At 73.1% G+C, this 15,703-nt stretch carries 13 protein-coding genes; 10 read left to right on the top strand and 3 right to left on the bottom strand.

Translation table 11 applies throughout. The annotated features are described in order from the left end of the window. The first annotated feature begins 119 nt into the window (after positions 1 to 119). The 3 genes from ACFY9V_RS02780 (at position 120) to ACFY9V_RS02770 (ending at position 3,264) form a co-directional block, all read left to right on the top strand. A complete protein-coding gene (locus ACFY9V_RS02780; protein ID WP_391158927.1) occupies positions 120 to 1,037 on the top strand; it encodes a glycerophosphodiester phosphodiesterase family protein in 918 nt (305 codons plus the stop codon). Positions 1,038 to 1,274: 237 nt separating this feature from the next. Then, complete coding sequence (locus tag ACFY9V_RS02775) at positions 1,275 to 2,111, top strand: ATP-binding protein (RefSeq protein ID WP_391159567.1); 837 nt, start codon at positions 1,275 to 1,277, stop codon at positions 2,109 to 2,111. Positions 2,112 to 2,301: 190 nt separating this feature from the next. Continuing rightward, positions 2,302 to 3,264 (top strand): DUF5926 family protein, encoded by a 963-nt coding sequence (locus ACFY9V_RS02770; protein WP_188281531.1) that lies wholly within the window; start codon positions 2,302 to 2,304, stop codon positions 3,262 to 3,264. 565 nt (positions 3,265 to 3,829) lie between these two features. Here ACFY9V_RS02770 and ACFY9V_RS02765 read toward each other — a convergent pair. Then, positions 3,830 to 4,093 carry a hypothetical protein gene (locus ACFY9V_RS02765; protein WP_391158925.1) on the bottom strand — a complete coding sequence of 88 codons (264 nt, stop codon included), beginning with the start codon at positions 4,091 to 4,093 and terminating at the stop codon, positions 3,830 to 3,832. A gap of 209 nt (positions 4,094 to 4,302) precedes the next feature. Then, positions 4,303 to 5,016, bottom strand: coding sequence for a bifunctional DNA primase/polymerase (locus ACFY9V_RS02760; RefSeq protein ID WP_355336591.1), 714 nt, complete (start codon positions 5,014 to 5,016; stop codon positions 4,303 to 4,305). A 450-nt stretch (positions 5,017 to 5,466) separates the two neighbouring features. Between ACFY9V_RS02760 and ACFY9V_RS02755 the strand changes: the two genes are divergently transcribed. Both ACFY9V_RS02755 and ACFY9V_RS02750 read left to right on the top strand, forming a co-directional pair. Then, the gene (locus ACFY9V_RS02755; RefSeq protein WP_391158923.1) at positions 5,467 to 7,386 is read left to right on the top strand and encodes a SpoIIE family protein phosphatase; all 1,920 of its coding nucleotides are present in this window, start codon (positions 5,467 to 5,469) and stop codon (positions 7,384 to 7,386) included. 499 nt (positions 7,387 to 7,885) lie between these two features. Continuing rightward, the gene (locus ACFY9V_RS02750) at positions 7,886 to 9,298 is read left to right on the top strand and encodes an aminopeptidase P N-terminal domain-containing protein (RefSeq protein ID WP_391159565.1); all 1,413 of its coding nucleotides are present in this window, start codon (positions 7,886 to 7,888) and stop codon (positions 9,296 to 9,298) included. A 126-nt stretch (positions 9,299 to 9,424) separates the two neighbouring features. On the opposite strand, the gene ACFY9V_RS02745 is transcribed toward ACFY9V_RS02750, so the two are convergent. After that, positions 9,425 to 9,868 carry an ATP-binding protein gene (locus ACFY9V_RS02745; RefSeq protein ID WP_391042124.1) on the bottom strand — a complete coding sequence of 148 codons (444 nt, stop codon included), beginning with the start codon at positions 9,866 to 9,868 and terminating at the stop codon, positions 9,425 to 9,427. 205 nt (positions 9,869 to 10,073) lie between these two features. Here ACFY9V_RS02745 and ACFY9V_RS02740 point away from each other — a divergent pair, with 205 nt between their 5' ends. The 5 genes from ACFY9V_RS02740 (at position 10,074) to ACFY9V_RS02720 (ending at position 15,675) form a co-directional block, all read left to right on the top strand. After that, positions 10,074 to 10,940 (top strand): hypothetical protein, encoded by an 867-nt coding sequence (locus tag ACFY9V_RS02740; RefSeq protein WP_355336594.1) that lies wholly within the window; start codon positions 10,074 to 10,076, stop codon positions 10,938 to 10,940. Positions 10,941 to 11,237: 297 nt separating this feature from the next. Next, complete coding sequence (locus ACFY9V_RS02735; protein ID WP_391042121.1) at positions 11,238 to 11,987, top strand: DUF1775 domain-containing protein; 750 nt, start codon at positions 11,238 to 11,240, stop codon at positions 11,985 to 11,987. A gap of 279 nt (positions 11,988 to 12,266) precedes the next feature. After that, the gene (locus ACFY9V_RS02730; protein WP_391158921.1) at positions 12,267 to 13,013 is read left to right on the top strand and encodes an SCO family protein; all 747 of its coding nucleotides are present in this window, start codon (positions 12,267 to 12,269) and stop codon (positions 13,011 to 13,013) included. Beyond that, the gene (locus ACFY9V_RS02725) at positions 13,010 to 13,558 is read left to right on the top strand and encodes a copper chaperone PCu(A)C (protein ID WP_391158918.1); all 549 of its coding nucleotides are present in this window, start codon (positions 13,010 to 13,012) and stop codon (positions 13,556 to 13,558) included. Before ACFY9V_RS02730 ends, ACFY9V_RS02725 begins: the two co-directional genes overlap by 4 nt. A gap of 68 nt (positions 13,559 to 13,626) precedes the next feature. After that, the gene (locus ACFY9V_RS02720) at positions 13,627 to 15,675 is read left to right on the top strand and encodes a copper resistance protein CopC (RefSeq protein ID WP_391158915.1); all 2,049 of its coding nucleotides are present in this window, start codon (positions 13,627 to 13,629) and stop codon (positions 15,673 to 15,675) included. The last annotated feature ends 28 nt before the right edge of the window (positions 15,676 to 15,703 follow it).

Genomic DNA, 15,703 nt, shown 5'->3' with positions numbered 1-15,703 from the left:
CCGAACACAGCATTTCCCACGGCGTGTCGGACCGCCGTAAGCGGTAGCTGTGCATCTTCGCGTACCCGTCGTACGGCCGTGTTACCGGGCCGCCGGGGAGACGGTGGCACCATGACACGGTGACTTACGCGCGCGCGGTCCCGGAGGCGTTTCCGGACGGGCGACCTGTCCAGGTCGTCGCCCATAGAGGCGCCTCCGCGGACGTACCAGAACATACGCTCGCCGCGTACCGGAAAGCCATCGAGGACGGGGCCGACGCCCTGGACTGCGATGTCCGGCTGACCTCGGACGGCGAGCTGGTGTGTGTCCACGACCGGCGGGTGGACCGTACGTCGAACGGCCGGGGCGCCGTCTCCTCCCTCGCCCTGGCCGACCTCGCCGCGCTGGACTTCGGCTCGTGGAAGGACGGCCGCGGCGGACCCGGCGGCGCCGGAAGCCGGGACCGTCACCCAGGAGACGCCCGTGCGAAAGACGCGCATATAAGAGGTGCTCGCGCGGGACGCGTAAAAGAAGAGGACGAAAACGCCGTGCGCGAACGCAGCGGCGTCCTCACGCTGCGCCGCCTGCTGGAACTGGTCGCGGACACCGACCGCCGCCTGGAGGTGGCGATCGAGACGAAGCACCCGACGCGGTGGTCGGGCCAGGTCGAGCGGCGGCTGCTCGACCTGTTGCGGCACTTCGGTATGGACCGCCCGGCGCGCGGGGAGCCCGCTCAGGTGCGGGTGATGAGCTTCTCGCCGGGGGCGCTGCGCCGGGTACGGCTGGCCGCGCCAGCGGTACCCACCGTCTTCCTGGTGCGCCACGCGCTCCCCCGGCGCTGGAGCGGGTGGCTGCCGGCGGGCGTCGGGATCGCGGGGCCGAGCATGCGGATCGTGCGCGCCGATCCGGGATACGTGGCGCGTTTGCGCCAGGCGGGGCACCGCGTCCACGTCTGGACGGTGGACGAACCCGCCGATGTCGAGTTGTGCGTACGGCTCGGGGTGGATTCCATCATCACCAACCGCCCGAGTGCGGTTCTGTCCCAACTGGGTCGTTGAAGTTCACAGATGTCCGCAGGCCACAGCAGGAGTCAACACAGAGCAGCCGACATCACCAGGCGACAGCCGTCACAGGGCGTACCCCGGCGCGTTCGTATCGTGTTCGGGCTGCAATTGTGCGTCGTGAATGTGTACGGAGTACGTCAATAGATCGCGGTTGGCTTGTTTCCGGCCGAGTCGCAGAGGGCATCCATCCCGTGGCGCAAGGGCGTGAAGGAGGTCTCGGGGGTGTCGTTGATGGTGGCGCAGGAGGTGCCTACGTCCTCGACCATGGCCCTGCCCCATGGTCCGACCGGCGTCGCGGTGGCGCGCCGGAAACTGCGGAACGAATTGTGCGCGCAGGACGTGCCGGAGCCGGTGATCGACGACGCCGTCCTCATCCTGTCGGAGCTGCTGAGCAACTCCTTCCGGCACGCGCGTCCTTTGGAGACGCACGAGGCCGGGGGCGGCGGTGACGCCAATGGCGCACGGTCCGCCCGGGACACTCCCCGTACGGTGAACGACGACTGGACGGCCGGCGGCCGTCACGACAGCCCACGGACGGGCAACGGCGGTACGGGCAGCGGCCGTACGGGCAGCGGCCTTACGGACGGCGGCCGTACCGACAGCGACCGCGCCGACTGCGGCGAGTGCGGGATACGCGCCGCGTGGGCGATAGGCACGGACGGACTCCTCGCGGTCGAGGTGACCGACGGCGGCGGCCCCACCAGGCCACGCCCCTCCACCCCCTCCCTGAGCGCGCACGGCGGCCGGGGCCTTGGCATCGTCGGGAGCCTGTCGCTGCGCTGGGGCGTGCGCGACGACGCGCCCGGCGAGGTGACGGTCTGGGCGGTCCTTCCGGTACGCGCCCGGCACGCGCGCCGCGACGACCCGTTGATCGCGGGCGGTACGGGCGGCACGCGCGGCCAGCGGGCCGGACTCGGCGGAATCGGCGGTACGGGCATCAGTCCGATCGTCGGTGCGGGCGGCGGCCTGCCGATGGGCATGTCGATGGACCTGGCCGAATCGATCGAAGCGTTCGACGCGCTCGGGTCGCTGAACACGGCTTTCGGCGCGGTCGACGAACGCGGCTGAGGTCGCGGGCCCAGGCGTAGGGCCGCGCGCCGGGCCGCACAGAGCCGGGCCGGGCCGCGCGGGGTACAGCACGCAGGGCGCCCCGGTGGCCTCCCCCGCCCCCTCCGCACGCCTCGCCGTGGTCCGGCGGCGACCGCGCCGGGCGCTAGGCTCACGGCCGGAACACCGCCGTTACGGGAGAGACCGAGCCATGGCCAAGAAGCGCGCGACCGCGACGAAGACGAAGGTCCCGACGAGCGGAGAGGTCCCGGTGGTCGGCGCGCGCGAGCCCTGCCCCTGCGGCTCGGGCCGCCGGTACAAGGCGTGTCACGGCCGCGAGGCGTCGCACGCGGTGACCGAGCTGGTGCGCCGCCCGTTCGAGGGGCTGCCCGGCGAGTGCGACTGGGTCGCCCTGCGCGAGCTGGTTCCGGCGGCGACCGCCCCGCTCACCCTCAAGGACGCGCTGCCCGACGGCGTTCCTTCGGTGACGCTCGGCACCGTGCTGCCGATGGCGTGGCCCGGACTGCGCCGCGACACCGGGGCCGTCCTGCTCGGCCTCCAGAACGAGGCGGCGTCCGGTGACGTCAGCCGCGACCTCGCCGACACGCTGCTGCGCGCGCTCACCGCGGCGCCCGGCAATCCGGTGGACGGCCGCCGCCCGCCGCAGGACGGGCCGCGCCTCCAGGACGTGCTGGACCTCGACGCGCCCTTCACGCCCGAGGTGCACAGCGGCTTCGAGTTCTGGCTGGAGGACGCCGACGCGGCGACCGGCGAGGTGGCCGCTTCGCTGGAGCGGGCCAACCAGGCGGCGATCCCGACCGTACGGCTGACCGGCGTGGACGCCGCGTACTGGTGCGAGACGCCGGAGAAGAACCACCTGCGGTGGGTCATGCCGCACCCCGAGGAGGAGTTGCTCGACGCGTTGGCCCGGCTGCACGCCGCCGGGGTGTCGTCGCTGGGTGACGGTACGCGGCTGGTCGGCTCCTTCCGCGCGCACGGGCTCGTGGTGCCGGTGTGGGACCTGCCGGTCGGCATGGGCGCCGACGAGGTGGAGAAGCCCGCCGCCGCCTTCAACGAGCGTCTGGCCGAGACGCTTGCCAAGTCCGGCCCTCTCACCGCCGACGAGCGGCGCGCCCGCAGCGGCTTCACCAACCGCCAGATCACCCTGAGCTGACGCCGACCGCCTTACGCCTCGCGGCGAGCCGATCTTCTAAGGGGCGCGGGGAACTGCGCGCTCAGCCGAAGCGCTCCCGCACCTCACCACCCGCCCCGGCAGGGCAAACCGGTCGCCCCCGGACCACCCGCCGGTGGTGGGTTGCTCGCGCAGTTCCTCGCGCCCCTGACGGGGCGCACCCACTTTCGTCCAGGCGGGGGCCGGTCTTTTCAGGGGCGCGGGGGACTGCGCCACCAGCCACGGCGCTCCCGGACGTCACCGCCCGCCCCGGCGGGGCAGATCGGGAGGTCTGCGGACCACCGGCCGGTGGGGGCGGGGGCTGCGCGGAGGGGGAGGCCGTGATTCCGGTCACAACTCCCGTTGAATCGCGGCTAATCGGCGCCCCGTCGGCATCGGGGAATTTGCTAACGGACGAAGTCTTGTTACCGTTTGGTCAGCCCGGTCGCTGGTGCATCCCCCGTCGCCAGCGACCGGGCGTTTCCATGCCCGCGGGGCGCCGGACGGCGCTTTTCGCCATGCGAGGGAGACGACGGCGACGCTTTTCGTCGTACCGGTCGGTAGCGGTTCAGGTGCCTTCGGCGGGCGGCGGAAGCATTCCGTAACCGTCCACGGACGTGGTCCTGGCGTGCGGGGCGCCGAGGCCCGCGTGACCGGAGTGGCCGCCGTGGCCCGGGTGTTCCGAGGGGCCGTCCGTGGCGGCGGCCAGCGGCAGGACGACGGCCAGGGCGGCGACGCTCGCGAGGGCCACCATGCGAAGCCCCGACACATGGTCCTGCGCGACCTGCTGAACGGCCTGCGAATGCGGCTGCGGCTGTGACTTCGGCTCCACGGGCACGACCCCACCTGCGCTCGACGGTTGCGGTCCGCCGAACGTAGCGGGCGGACCGGGGACTTCGGAACGATCAGGCGCCGTTCAGCGCAGGGCCGGGGCCCTCGGCTACCCGAACGAGTGACAGAGCGCGCGGCGAACGACACCGCGCCCGCCCTGAACAGCGTTCAGAACAGGCGCGGTGTCAACGCGGCGCATCAATACGCGGATCAATAGGTGAGCCGGTCGCCGTCCGGCGCGGTCCGGCCCGCGCGGACGAGGGCGTCCACGAGGTCGCCGATCCGCGGCAGCCACGGCGCGGCGCCGCCGAGCCCGACCGGCGCGTCGGGCCCCGTCGCCTCGGGCACCGGGGGCCGCACCCAGCGGAGCTGCCCCGCGCTGCTGCTCGACGGCGGCAGCGCCACGTATCCGCCGTCGCCGTGGTAGCGCAGCGACGTCGGCACCCAGTCCTGGCTGTCGAGGAGTTCGCCCAGCTCGGCGAGCGAGTAGGGCGCGACGAGGATCACGTACCGGGTGGGGGTGGCGACCACCGGGCCGAGCCGTACGCCGAGGCGTTCGATCGCGTCGAGCGCCCGCGTGCCGGCCACCGCGGGCAGGCTCGCCGCGGACACCCGGTCGCCGGTCGCGAGGACCACCGGCGCGTCCGGCCTGCGCGTCCACCACCAGCGCACCATGCGCGGGTCACGGGTGGCGGCCAGGAGTCCCGGCTCGTGCGGATGGGCGCCGGGCACCGGGCAGTTGGGGCGGGCGCAGGCGCACGGCTGCGCACCGGTCGCCCGCCATGTGCCGCGTTTGTCGTATCCGACACCGGGCACCACACGCCATTGCCACTGCTCGGCATAGGTGAGCGCCGCGTCACGCAACGCGGTCCGCCCCTTTCGCGGCAGTGAGAGCTTGCGTCGCCTTCCGAGGATCTCGCGCATCAGCGCTCGTTCCTTTCCGTTAACGCCCAGGGATCTGCCCTTGCACACGTATCTGTCGAGCACGCCGTTCACGAGGCAGCGCATCACGCCGCCGGCCGAGCGTGGAACGTGGCGGTGGGTGGCGTGCGCATGGCGCTTGCTCACTTGCCCCGATCGCGAGCCACTAGTCGTGGATCCCGTTGGGCGCAGCTCCCGCTCGCCACTCGGGGTGGGGTCGGCTGTCAATTGCTTACGTACTACGACGCTTGAGCCGGACTCCGGGTTCCTACCCATCACCCGCAAATATGACGCGCTGTTGGCCGGGATCAGTCGACAGCGCGCATGAGACGGGGGTAGCTCTTTCTGGCCAACCTGCGGCGGTCTGACGGCTACTCCAGGCCACCGGCGCACCACGGCACGTGACGCCGGTCACGTCCCGACACCACTCCGTCTACCAGGACAATCCTGGACATGCCCGCGATTGTGCGTGTACAAGTGGGTTCCTTGGTAGCGACGCGCCACGACATGGGGGTTTGCGATGCTATTGATGCAGATGCGCCGCGCTTTGCGGACGAAAAGCGCGGAATGCCCCATCCATTGGCGACTGGCCGGAAGCCCCCGGCCATGAGCGCCGCTCACATGAAAAAAGTGGCCGGAACAGAGCCACCTCCTTCCGCGGCGGCGCAGAATGCGTCCCCCGCGGGAGGCCCCGCGCAGGTCACGGCCGCCTCCGCGGTCCCCGCCGTCTCCCCCGCCGCTCCGCCCGCACCCGCGACGGAACCAGCGGGACCGAGGACGGAACCGGTGACGGGACCGGCGACGGAACCGGCGGCCGATTCCACGATCGATTCCACGATCGATTCCGCACCCGATTCCACGACCGGTTCCGCGACCGACCAGGCCGCCGAACCCGCGGCCAAGCCCGTGACCGTACCCGGTGCGGGCCGTCCCCGGGCGCCGGAGCAAGCGGTCGGTGACCGGTACGGCTCCCCCGCCGTGCAGGACCGGCTGGCCTCCTGGGTGTGCGACCTGTCCCTGGTGCACGAGCTGACCGAGCGGCTGGCCCGGACGACCGCGCTGGACGACACGCTGCACGAGGTGCTGCGCGCCGGGGCCACCCTGGTCGGCGCCCGCCGCGGCATGGTCGCGCTGGAGCCAGCCGACGGCCTCGGCCCCGAACGCACCGTCGGCCTCGGCCTCGGCCACGCCGACCTCGGCACGATCGAGACCGTGCCCGTACCCCGTACGTCCGCCTCCGACACCGGCGTGCCGAGTGACGCGAGCGGATCAGGAGCGCGGGACGGGTCAGGAGCGCGGGACGGATCGGGGGCAGAGGACGGATCAGCGGCGAAGGACGGATCGGCGGCGCGGGACGCGGACGGCGAACGCGTCCACGCCGACCTGCTGCACGAACCCGGCCTCGACCGGCGGCACCGCGAGGTCGCCGTCCAGCTCGGCCTCGGCGCGAGCTACGCGCTGCGGCTGACGGCGCAGTCGGCCGGCAGGCTGGGCACGGCCGTGTGGTTCTACGACGAACCCGCGGAGCCCGACGACCGGCAGCGCCGCCTGATGGGCCTGTATCTGCGCTTCGCCGCCGAGCACACCGCACGCGTGCTCGACCTGCGGCGCGCACGGGACACCACGGCGGCGCTGGCCGCGGAACTGCTGCCGGAACGGCTGCCGCGCGTCCCCGGCGTACGGCTGGCGGTCAGGCACCGGACGAATCCGCGCGGCGGCGGCGACTGGTACGACGCGCTGCCGCTGCCCGAGGGCGCGCTCGGCCTGGCCGTCGGCGGGGTGACGGGGCGCGGCCCCGGCGCGGTGGCCGCGATGGGTCGGCTGCGCGCGAGCCTGCGCGCGTACGCGGTGATGGAGGGCGAGGACCCGGTCGCGGTCCTGTCCGACCTGGAACTGCTGATGCGGCTCACCGAGCCCGCCAGGTCCGCGACGGCGCTGTTCGCGTACGTGGAGGCGGAGGCGGCGAACGGCGGCCCGCGCCCGGCGGGCGGCCCCGGCGGCCGCAAGCTGATCCTGGCGGGCGCGGGACACTGCCCGCCGCTGGTGATCGGCGACCGCCGCTGCGAGTACGTCGAGACGTCGCTGTCCGCGCCGCTGAACATGCTCAGTTGCTGGGAGGCGCCCAGCGTCGAGCTGTACGCGCGGCCCGGCGAGACCCTGGTGCTGTTCACGGACGGGCTGCTGCACCGTACGGGGGAGTCCGCCGACCGGGCGCTCGCCCGGCTGCACGCCGCCGCGCAGAGCGCCCCGCGCCCGGCCCGCGACGACCCCGACCGTCTCGTCGACCACATCCTGCACGCCGTCCTGCCCGACGGCCTCGACCGGTCAGAGGGCGTGGAGGACGTGGTCCTGCTCGCCGTCCGTTTCGGCTGAGGCTGACAGAGACGGGGCACGGAGAGACGGGCGGCTGCGGGAGACGGGCGGCTGCGGGAGACGGGCGGCTGAGAGACGGGCCCCTGCGAGACGGGCCCTTGAGAGAGACGGGCCGCGGTCACCCGCGTCCGCTTCGGTCCGCCCGGTCCTGATTCGTGAGCGATTCAGGACCTATGCCCCCCGCACGCCCTCTTCCGCGCGCACATACGATGCGTAGAGGTCCATAGCGGGTCCCGGCGGGACCTCCAGGCAGCTATGGCGACGACAGCGAGGAGGACAGGACGTGGCCGAGGCCCAGGCACAGCCGGACGAGCAGGTCGAGCGGGTCGGACAGGAGACGCCCGAGACTCCTGAGACGACGGGGACGGCCGTGAAGGCGGCCGAGGCGGCCACGGACGCGGCAGTCGAAGCGGCCACCGACGCGGCGGCCACGGCGGACGGCGACGCGGCGGCCACGGACGCGGCGGACGGCGACGCGGCGGACGGCGACGACAAGCCGATCAAGCAGCGCAAGAACCGCCTCTACCCGGCTGTCTCCGACGAGCTGGCGGCCGTGATGAAGGCCGACTGGGCCGACACGGAGCTGCACGGCCTGGCCCCGCTGCCGCAGGCCGCGTACGCCGCCGCGCGCCGTGCCGCGCTGTCCGAGCGCTTCCCCGGCGAGCGGATCGTCGTACCGGCGGGCAATCTCCGTACCCGCTCCAACGACACCGAGTACCCCTTCCGGGCGGCCACCGAGTACGCCTATCTGACCGGTGACCAGACGCAGGACGCCGTCCTCGTGCTGGAGCCGCGCAAGGGCGGCGGGCACGCGGCGACCGCGTATCTGCTGCCGCGCTCCAACCGGGAGAACGGCGAATTCTGGCTGGACGGCCAGGGCGAGCTGTGGGTCGGGCGGCGGCACAGCCTCACCGAGGCCGAGCAGTTGCTCGGGATGCCGTGCCGGGACGTCCGCAAGGCCGCGGAGACGCTGCGCGAGGCGGCCGGTCCGGTCCGCGTGGTGCGCGGGCACGACGCGGGCATCGAGGCGGCGCTCACCGACAAGGTGACGGCCGAGCGCGACGCCGAGCTGACCGAATTCCTGTCCGCGCTGCGTGCGGTGAAGGACGAGTTCGAGATCGCCGAGTTGCAGCGGGCGTGCGACTCGACGGCGCGCGGCTTCGAGGACGTCGTCAAGGTCCTGGACAAGGCGGAGGCCACCTCGGAGCGGTACATCGAGGGAACGTTCTTCCTGCGCGCCCGAGTCGAGGGCAACGACGTGGGCTACGGTTCGATCTGCGCCGCGGGCCCGCACGCCACCACCCTGCACTGGGTGCGCAACGACGGCCCGGTCCGCTCCGGCGACCTGCTGCTGCTCGACGCGGGCGTGGAGACCCACCACCTGTACACCGCGGACGTCACCCGCACCCTCCCGATCAGCGGCCGCTTCTCGCCGGTCCAGCGCAAGGTCTACGACGCGGTCTACGAGTCCCAGCAGGCCGGTATCGACGCGGTGAAGCCGGGCGCGGCCTTCCGTGACTTCCACGAGGCGTCGCAGCGCGTGCTGGCCGAGAAGCTGGTCGAGTGGGGGCTGCTCGAAGGCCCGGTCGACCGGGTGCTCGAACTGGCCCTCCAGCGCCGCTGGACGCTGCACGGCACCGGCCACATGCTCGGCATGGACGTCCACGACTGCGCGCACGCGCGGACCGAGGCGTACGTGGACTCCACCCTGGAGCCCGGCATGGTGCTGACGGTCGAGCCCGGCCTGTACTTCCAGGCGGACGACCTGTCGGTGCCCGAGGAGTACCGGGGCATCGGCGTCCGGATCGAGGACGACATCCTGGTGACGGACGACGGCAACCGCAATCTGTCGGACGCGCTGCCGCGGCGCTCGGACGAGGTCGAGGCGTGGATGGCGGGGCTGCGCGGCTGAACACCGGGCCCGGCCGATGGTCCCCACCAGGTCCCGCCGGGCGCAGCCGGTCCGCCGACCCTAGCCGGTCCGCCGGTCCCGGCCGGTCTCACCGGCCGGTCCCACCGGAACCGGAGTCGAGTGGCGCTACGACGCCTTCAGCAGGGCGTCGTCACGCCACTTGAGCACCTTGTCGAAGGAGACGACCGTGCCGTGACCCGGCCGGTTCTGGAAGTGGACGTGGTCCACCAGCGCCTCGATGAGGAAGAGTCCGCGTCCGTGCTCGGCCTGCTGGCCCCTGGGGCTCAGCGGCCGGGCCGGGTGGCGGAAGCGGTCGCGGGGGAATCCGGGACCGGAGTCGGCGACCTCGATACGGCACTGGTCGCCGTCGATCCGCGCGGTGACGCTGTACTCCGTGCCGGATCCGGCGTGTTCGACGGCGTTGGCACACGCTTCCGAGAGGGCCACCGCCAGGTCGAAGGAGATGTCCGGATCGACTCCGGCCGTCTCCATGGTCCCGATCAGCAGCCTTCTGGCCAGCGGAACGCTCGCAGCCTCGCGCCGCAAATGGAGTGACCACCAGATGCTCATGCTCCAGCCTCCTGGCTGCGGCTCGACATAAGGTTACGTATTGCCGCGAAGAGCGTCCCGTAAGCGCGATGTTGACGTGATATCGCTCATTCGGCGGATGCCCATGCCCGGCGTACGGGTGTAAGGGGACTTCACGCGCACACCCCCGCGAGCCGGACACCCGCCGTATCCGCCCGGAGCGCGCGGTGAGAAGATGACCGCCGTCATGACTGCCACGCGGGGCTCCGTCCCCTCCGTGCGCGCCGGCGCCGGAATGCGACTGCTGCGGGCCGCGGTGTTCACCGCGGTCTGCGTCGTGCTGGCCGCGGTCGGGCACGCGATGGCGTCCGGCCGTACGGTGCCGGTGTGGGCGCTGGTCGTCGGCTGGCTCTCGGTCTTCGCGGTCGTGGCGCCGCTCGCGGGGCGCGAACGCACCCTGCCCGGCATCGCCGCCGCCCTCGCTGTCGGACAGCTCGCGCTGCACAGCGTCTTCAACGCCGGGCAGATGTGCGCGAGTACGACGGCCGCCGGGCACGGCGGCGGCGCGGGGTCCGGCTCCGGCGGTCTGCTGGCCGTCGCGGCCCGGCTGGTCTGCGGGAGCACGGCCGCGGCGCCGCTCACCCCGCGGAAGGCGCAGTGGGTCGTCCAGCAGGCGGGGCTCGACCCGTCCGCGATGGGCGCGCCCGTGCACACCCCGGGCATGGACATGAGCGGCGGTACGGCCGCGGGCGGTACGGGAAGCGTCGCGCACGCCGTGATGTCGCTGCCCTTCTGCTCCCTGCCGATGTTCCTCGGCCACCTGCTCGCCGCCGTGGTGGCGGGCTGGGTGCTGCGGCGCGGCGAGGCGGCGCTCTGGCGGCTGATACGGCTGTCGGTGCGCGGCGCCGCCGAGTTGGCCGCGCTCTCGCCCGCCGTACTGCGCCGCGCCCACGCGCTGCTGTCCGCGCTCGCGGCGCAGGCGGCCGGGACCGCGGGCGTACGGCCGCGGCGGCGCTGCACGGCGGACGCGACGGCGGCCAGGCACCGCACGGTGTGGCTGCTGCGGCACTCGCTGGCCAGGCGCGGGCCGCCGTTCGGCCTCGCGGCGGTCTGACGCGACGCACCCCCGCTGACTCCCCCTTGGCGTAGGCCCCCGGGGACTCGCAGGTCCTTGCGGACCTGAGAGGCCCTCACTGGGCTGATGAGTCCATCGGTCCTACGTAGGTCCATAGGACTTATACGGCATAGGTCCATAGGACTTACGCCGCCTTCCGGGGAGCACGGCGACGGTGGCGCGCGGGTCCGCCCACGCCTCCGCCGACCGCGGGCGCCTGACGCGCCGTGGTCCGCGGTTCCATGCCACCGTCAGCCCACTTCCCACAGACCTGTGGAGAACTGGAGCACCCTCGTAATGAGCAGCTCACGTATGCGCGGCCGTGCCGCGACCATCGCCGCCCTCGCCGGTGCCACCGTCCTGCTGGCCGCCGTGCCCGCCTTCGCGCATGTCACGGTGACGCCGAACAGCGCGGCCCAGGGCAGTTACAGCACGGTCGCCTTCAAGGTGCCGAACGAGGAGGACAGCGCGTCCACGACGAAGGTCGAGGTCAATCTGCCCACCGACCACCCGGTCGCCTCGGTCTCGATCCAGCCGGTGCCCGGCTGGACGGCGCAGGTGACGAAGTCGAAGCTGGCGACCCCGCTGAAGTCGGACGACGGCACCATCGACGAGGCGGTCACGAAGATCACCTGGAGCGGCGGGAAGATCGCGCCGGGCCAGTTCCAGCAGTTCCCGGTGTCGTTCGGGCCGCTGCCCGCCACCACCGACGCGCTGGTCTTCAAGACGCTCCAGACGTACGACAACGGTGACATCGTGCGCTGGATCGACGTGCCGAAGGAGGGCCAGGCCGAGCCGCAGCACCCGGCGCCGACCCTGAAGCTGACGGCGGCGGCGGCCTCCGACGGCTCATCGGCCACGCCGAGCGTGACGGCGACCCCGGCCGCCGACGCCAAGTCCGGCGGCTCGTCCGCCGGTACGCAGGCGGCCTCGTCCGACACGAGCGACGGGACCGCCCGTGCGCTGGGCGTCGCCGGAATCGTGGTCGGCGCGATCGGGATCGGCTACGGCGTCTTCGCCGGTCGCCGCCGCAACCCGTCGGCCTGACGCCGGACACCTGACGGCCGGTCCGGCCGACGGCTCCGGCCGACGGCTGGTCCGACCGACGGCTGGTCCGACCGACGGCTGGTCCGGCTGACGGCCGGCGCCGGTCCTCGCTCGACCGGTGTCGGCCGGATCGCCGGATTCACCTGTAGCACCTGAAGCACCTGCTCCACCGGATCCACCGGACCGCTCGCGGTCCCGTTCGACCCGAACAGCCCGCTGGGCGGCCACGCGAGCCGTGGCCGCCCGGCACCACCCGTCCACTGAAGGGGCATCACCTTCATGCGCACCACCCGCTCCACCCGCACGACCGCTTCCCCGCGCACGACCGGCACGTCCGGCACGACCCGTACGCGCACCCGCACCCGTGCCCGTACCACCGCCGTGACCGGGGCCGCCGCGCTCGCCGTCGCGGGGGCGCTGCTGCTGTCCGGCTGCGGCGGCTCCGGCGACTCGTCGGCGAACGCCAATGTGGCGGCGGTGTCCGCCGAAGCCCCGCAGAAGGCGGGCACGCTGCTCGACACGCCGTTCACGAAGCCCGCGCTCGTGCTGACCGACAACCAGGGCAAGCCGTACGACCTGGTGAAAGAGACCGCGGGCCACCCGATGCTGCTCTTCTTCGGCTACACGCACTGCCCCGACGTCTGCCCGACGACCATGAGCGACCTGGCGCTGGCCAAGGCGAAGCTGCCGAAGGCCGACCAGGACGCGCTGCGGGTCGTCTTCGTCAGCACCGACCCGGAGCGCGACACCCCTGCGCGGCTGACGGCGTGGCTCGGCGCGATGGACAAGTCCTTCATCGGACTGACCGGTAAGTTCGACGCCATCCAGGCCGCGGCCCGCTCGGTCGGCGTCGGCATCGACCCGCCGGTCAAGGAGAAGGACGGCAGCGTCACCGTCACGCACGGCGCCGAGGTGCTGGCCTTCTGGCCCAAGGACGACAAGGCGCACGTCCTCTACATGTCGGGGACGACGGCCGGGCAGTTCGCGGCCGACCTGCCGAAGATCGTCAGGAGCGAGGCGCCGTGAGGCGGCGCGCGCTGCTGGGCGCCGTCTCCGGTGTCGCGGCGGTGGCGCTGGCGACCGGCGCGGGCGTCGCGCTGAGCGACGGATCGTCCGGGTCCGGCGCCGGGTCCGGCGCGGGGTCAGACAAGGCGTCCGGCAGCGCGTCCGGCAAAGGGTCGGGCAGCGGGTCCGGCAAAGTGTCGGTGAGCGGCGGGTACATACCGCAGCCGCTGCTGACCGACGAGGCCGCCGCGTACGTCACCGTCGCCAACGCCGGGGGCGGGGACGCCGAACTCACCTCGGTCAGCACGCCGCTGGCCGCGCACGTCACCCTGCACAGCACGACCGGCACCACCATGCGCCAGGTGACGGCCCTGACCGTACCGGCGGGCGGCACCCTCACCCTCGGCACCGGGGGCGACCACATGATGCTGGAGAACCTCACCCACAAGCCGCGGGTCGGTGAAACAGTCACCCTGCGACTCCACTTCGCCCACGCCACGCCCGCCACGGTCACGGTCACCGTGCCCGTCGAGGCGACGACGTACCGCCCGGACCCGAAGGGCTGACCGCAGTGAACCCAGCGACGCCAGCGCGCACAGCGCCCGCAGCGAAGAAGAACGCCCGGTTGCCACGTTTGAGGCCACCACGTCGCCAGACCGGCGGGCGGCGGCTGGCGGCGCTCGCGGCCTGCCTCGGCGGGCTGCTCGCGCTGCTGCTCGGCGTCGCTGCGCCCGCGTCCGCGCACGCGGCGCTGCTCCGTACCGACCCGGCCGACGGCTCGGTCGTGCAGAGCGCGCCGCAGCGCGTGGTGCTCACCTTCTCGGAGGGCGTGCTGCTGTCGGCGGACTCGCTGCGCGTGCTCGACCCGCAGGGCAAGGACGTGGCGGTCGGCAAGCCGCAGCACGACAGCGGCAAGGACTCCGGGTCCACGGCCACCGTCGGGCTGCGGCCGGGCATCGGCAACGGCACGTACACCGTGGCGTGGAAGGCGGTGTCGCAGGACAGCCACCCGGTGGCCGGGGCGTTCACCTTCTCGGTCGGCGCGGCCTCCAAGACCAGCGTCGACCTGTCGGGCGCGGCGGCGGCGGGCGGCGGCGCGGCGTCCACGCTCTACGGGATCGCCCGCTACTTCGCCTACGCCGGTTTCGCGCTGCTGGTCGGCAGCGCGGTGTTCCTGTCCGTGTGCTGGCCGCGCGGCGCCCTGCTGCGTCCCATGCGGCGGATCGCGGCGGGCGGCTGGGCGACGCTGGTCGCGGCCACCATCGCGCTGCTGATGCTGCGCGGCCCGTACGCCAACGGCACCGGGCTCGGCGACGCGGTCGACCCCGATGTGATGCGCGCGGTGCTGGAGACCCGGCCGGGCGCGGCGCTCGTCTCCCGGCTGCTGCTGCTCGCGGCGGCGGCCGTCTTCCTCGCCGTGCTCTTCGGCAGCTACGCCAAGCGCGAGGACCCGGAGGAACGCGCCGACCTGGCCTGGGGTCTGGGCATCGGCGGCACGGTCGTCGCGATCGGCATCGCCGCCACCTGGGCGATGGCCGAGCACGCCTCCGTCGGCATCCAGCGGCAGGTCGCGATGCCGGTCGACATCGTCCACCTGCTGTCCATGGCGGTCTGGCTGGGCGGGCTCATCACCCTGCTGACCGCGCTGTTCGCCCGCTCCACCGCCGGTACGGTCGAGCCGTACGCCGTGCGCCGCTTCTCCCTCATCGCGCTCACCGCCGTGACGACCCTGATCGGCACCGGCACGTACCAGGCGTGGCGGCAGATGGGCAGTTGGGCGGCCTTCTTCGACACCCACTACGGGCAGCTGCTCTTCATCAAGATCTGGCTGGTGTGCGCGCTGGTCGGCGTGGCCTGGTTCTCGCGGCGCTGGACGCGGGAGCTGGGGGTGACGCCGGTGGCGCGGACGGAGGCGGTGGCGTCCGCGGTGGGGGCTCCGGCCGCCGCGTCCGCCGGTACGGCGTCGGGTACGGGGTCCGGTACCGGGTCCGGTACGGGTTCCGCCAGGGGCAAGGGCTCCGGTACGGGCTCGGGTTCGGGTTCGGGTTCGGATTCCGCCGTGGCGGGTACGGGGTCCGGCTCCGACGACCCGGCGCGGGCCGCGCAGTTGCGGCGGCAGCAGGACGCGCGGGACTCGGCGAAGGCGAAGAAGGTGCGCGACGCGGATCCCGCGCGCAACCGGCTCCGGCGTTCGGTCCTGATAGAGGTCGGCATCGCCGTCGTCCTGCTGACCGTCACCACGATGCTGACCGGCTCGCAGCCGGGCCGGGCCGCGGAGGAGCAGAAGGACCTCAAGGCGCCGCCCGCGGCGACCGGCGGCGGGAACGCGACGGCCCCGACCGAGGTCGTCCTGTCCATCCCGTACGACACCGGCGGTCCCCACGGCAAGGGCACGGCGGGCCTGACGGTCTCCCCCGCCCGGTCGGGCGCCAACGAGGTCCACCTCTTCCTCAGCACGCCCGCCGGAAGCTCGGTGGACGTGCCGGAGGTGCGCCTCCAGTTCACGCTGCCGGCCAAGAAGATCGGCCCCATCGACGTCCCCTTGCAGCACCTGACGGTGGGCCACTGGACCGCGGCGGGCGTCCAACTGCCGCTGCCGGGCGCCTGGCAGGTGGCCGTCACCGTCCGCACCTCGGACATCGACGAAGTGACGGAGACGAGGAACATGCAGGTCAACCCGTGAAGTCATCCGATTCGGCGGAAGACGTGAA

The sequence above is a fragment of the Streptomyces sp. NPDC008317 genome, assembly GCF_042955955.1.
GTDB lineage: Bacteria > Actinomycetota > Actinomycetes > Streptomycetales > Streptomycetaceae > Actinacidiphila.
The sequence above is the reverse complement of the archived record's forward strand: the minus strand, read 5'-3'. Positions and strand labels throughout refer to the sequence as shown.

Coding starts and splice junctions, on each gene's coding strand:
- ACFY9V_RS02775 (WP_391159567.1), top strand. CDS start 1,275: ATGGTGGCGCAGGAGGTGCCTACGTCCTCGACCATGGCCCTGCCCCAT.
- ACFY9V_RS02760 (WP_355336591.1), bottom strand. CDS start 5,016: ATGCGCGAGATCCTCGGAAGGCGACGCAAGCTCTCACTGCCGCGAAAG.
- ACFY9V_RS02730 (WP_391158921.1), top strand. CDS start 12,267: ATGCGCACCACCCGCTCCACCCGCACGACCGCTTCCCCGCGCACGACC.
- ACFY9V_RS02745 (WP_391042124.1), bottom strand. CDS start 9,868: ATGAGCATCTGGTGGTCACTCCATTTGCGGCGCGAGGCTGCGAGCGTT.
- ACFY9V_RS02755 (WP_391158923.1), top strand. CDS start 5,467: ATGCCCGCGATTGTGCGTGTACAAGTGGGTTCCTTGGTAGCGACGCGC.
- ACFY9V_RS02770 (WP_188281531.1), top strand. CDS start 2,302: ATGGCCAAGAAGCGCGCGACCGCGACGAAGACGAAGGTCCCGACGAGC.
- ACFY9V_RS02735 (WP_391042121.1), top strand. CDS start 11,238: ATGAGCAGCTCACGTATGCGCGGCCGTGCCGCGACCATCGCCGCCCTC.
- ACFY9V_RS02740 (WP_355336594.1), top strand. CDS start 10,074: ATGACTGCCACGCGGGGCTCCGTCCCCTCCGTGCGCGCCGGCGCCGGA.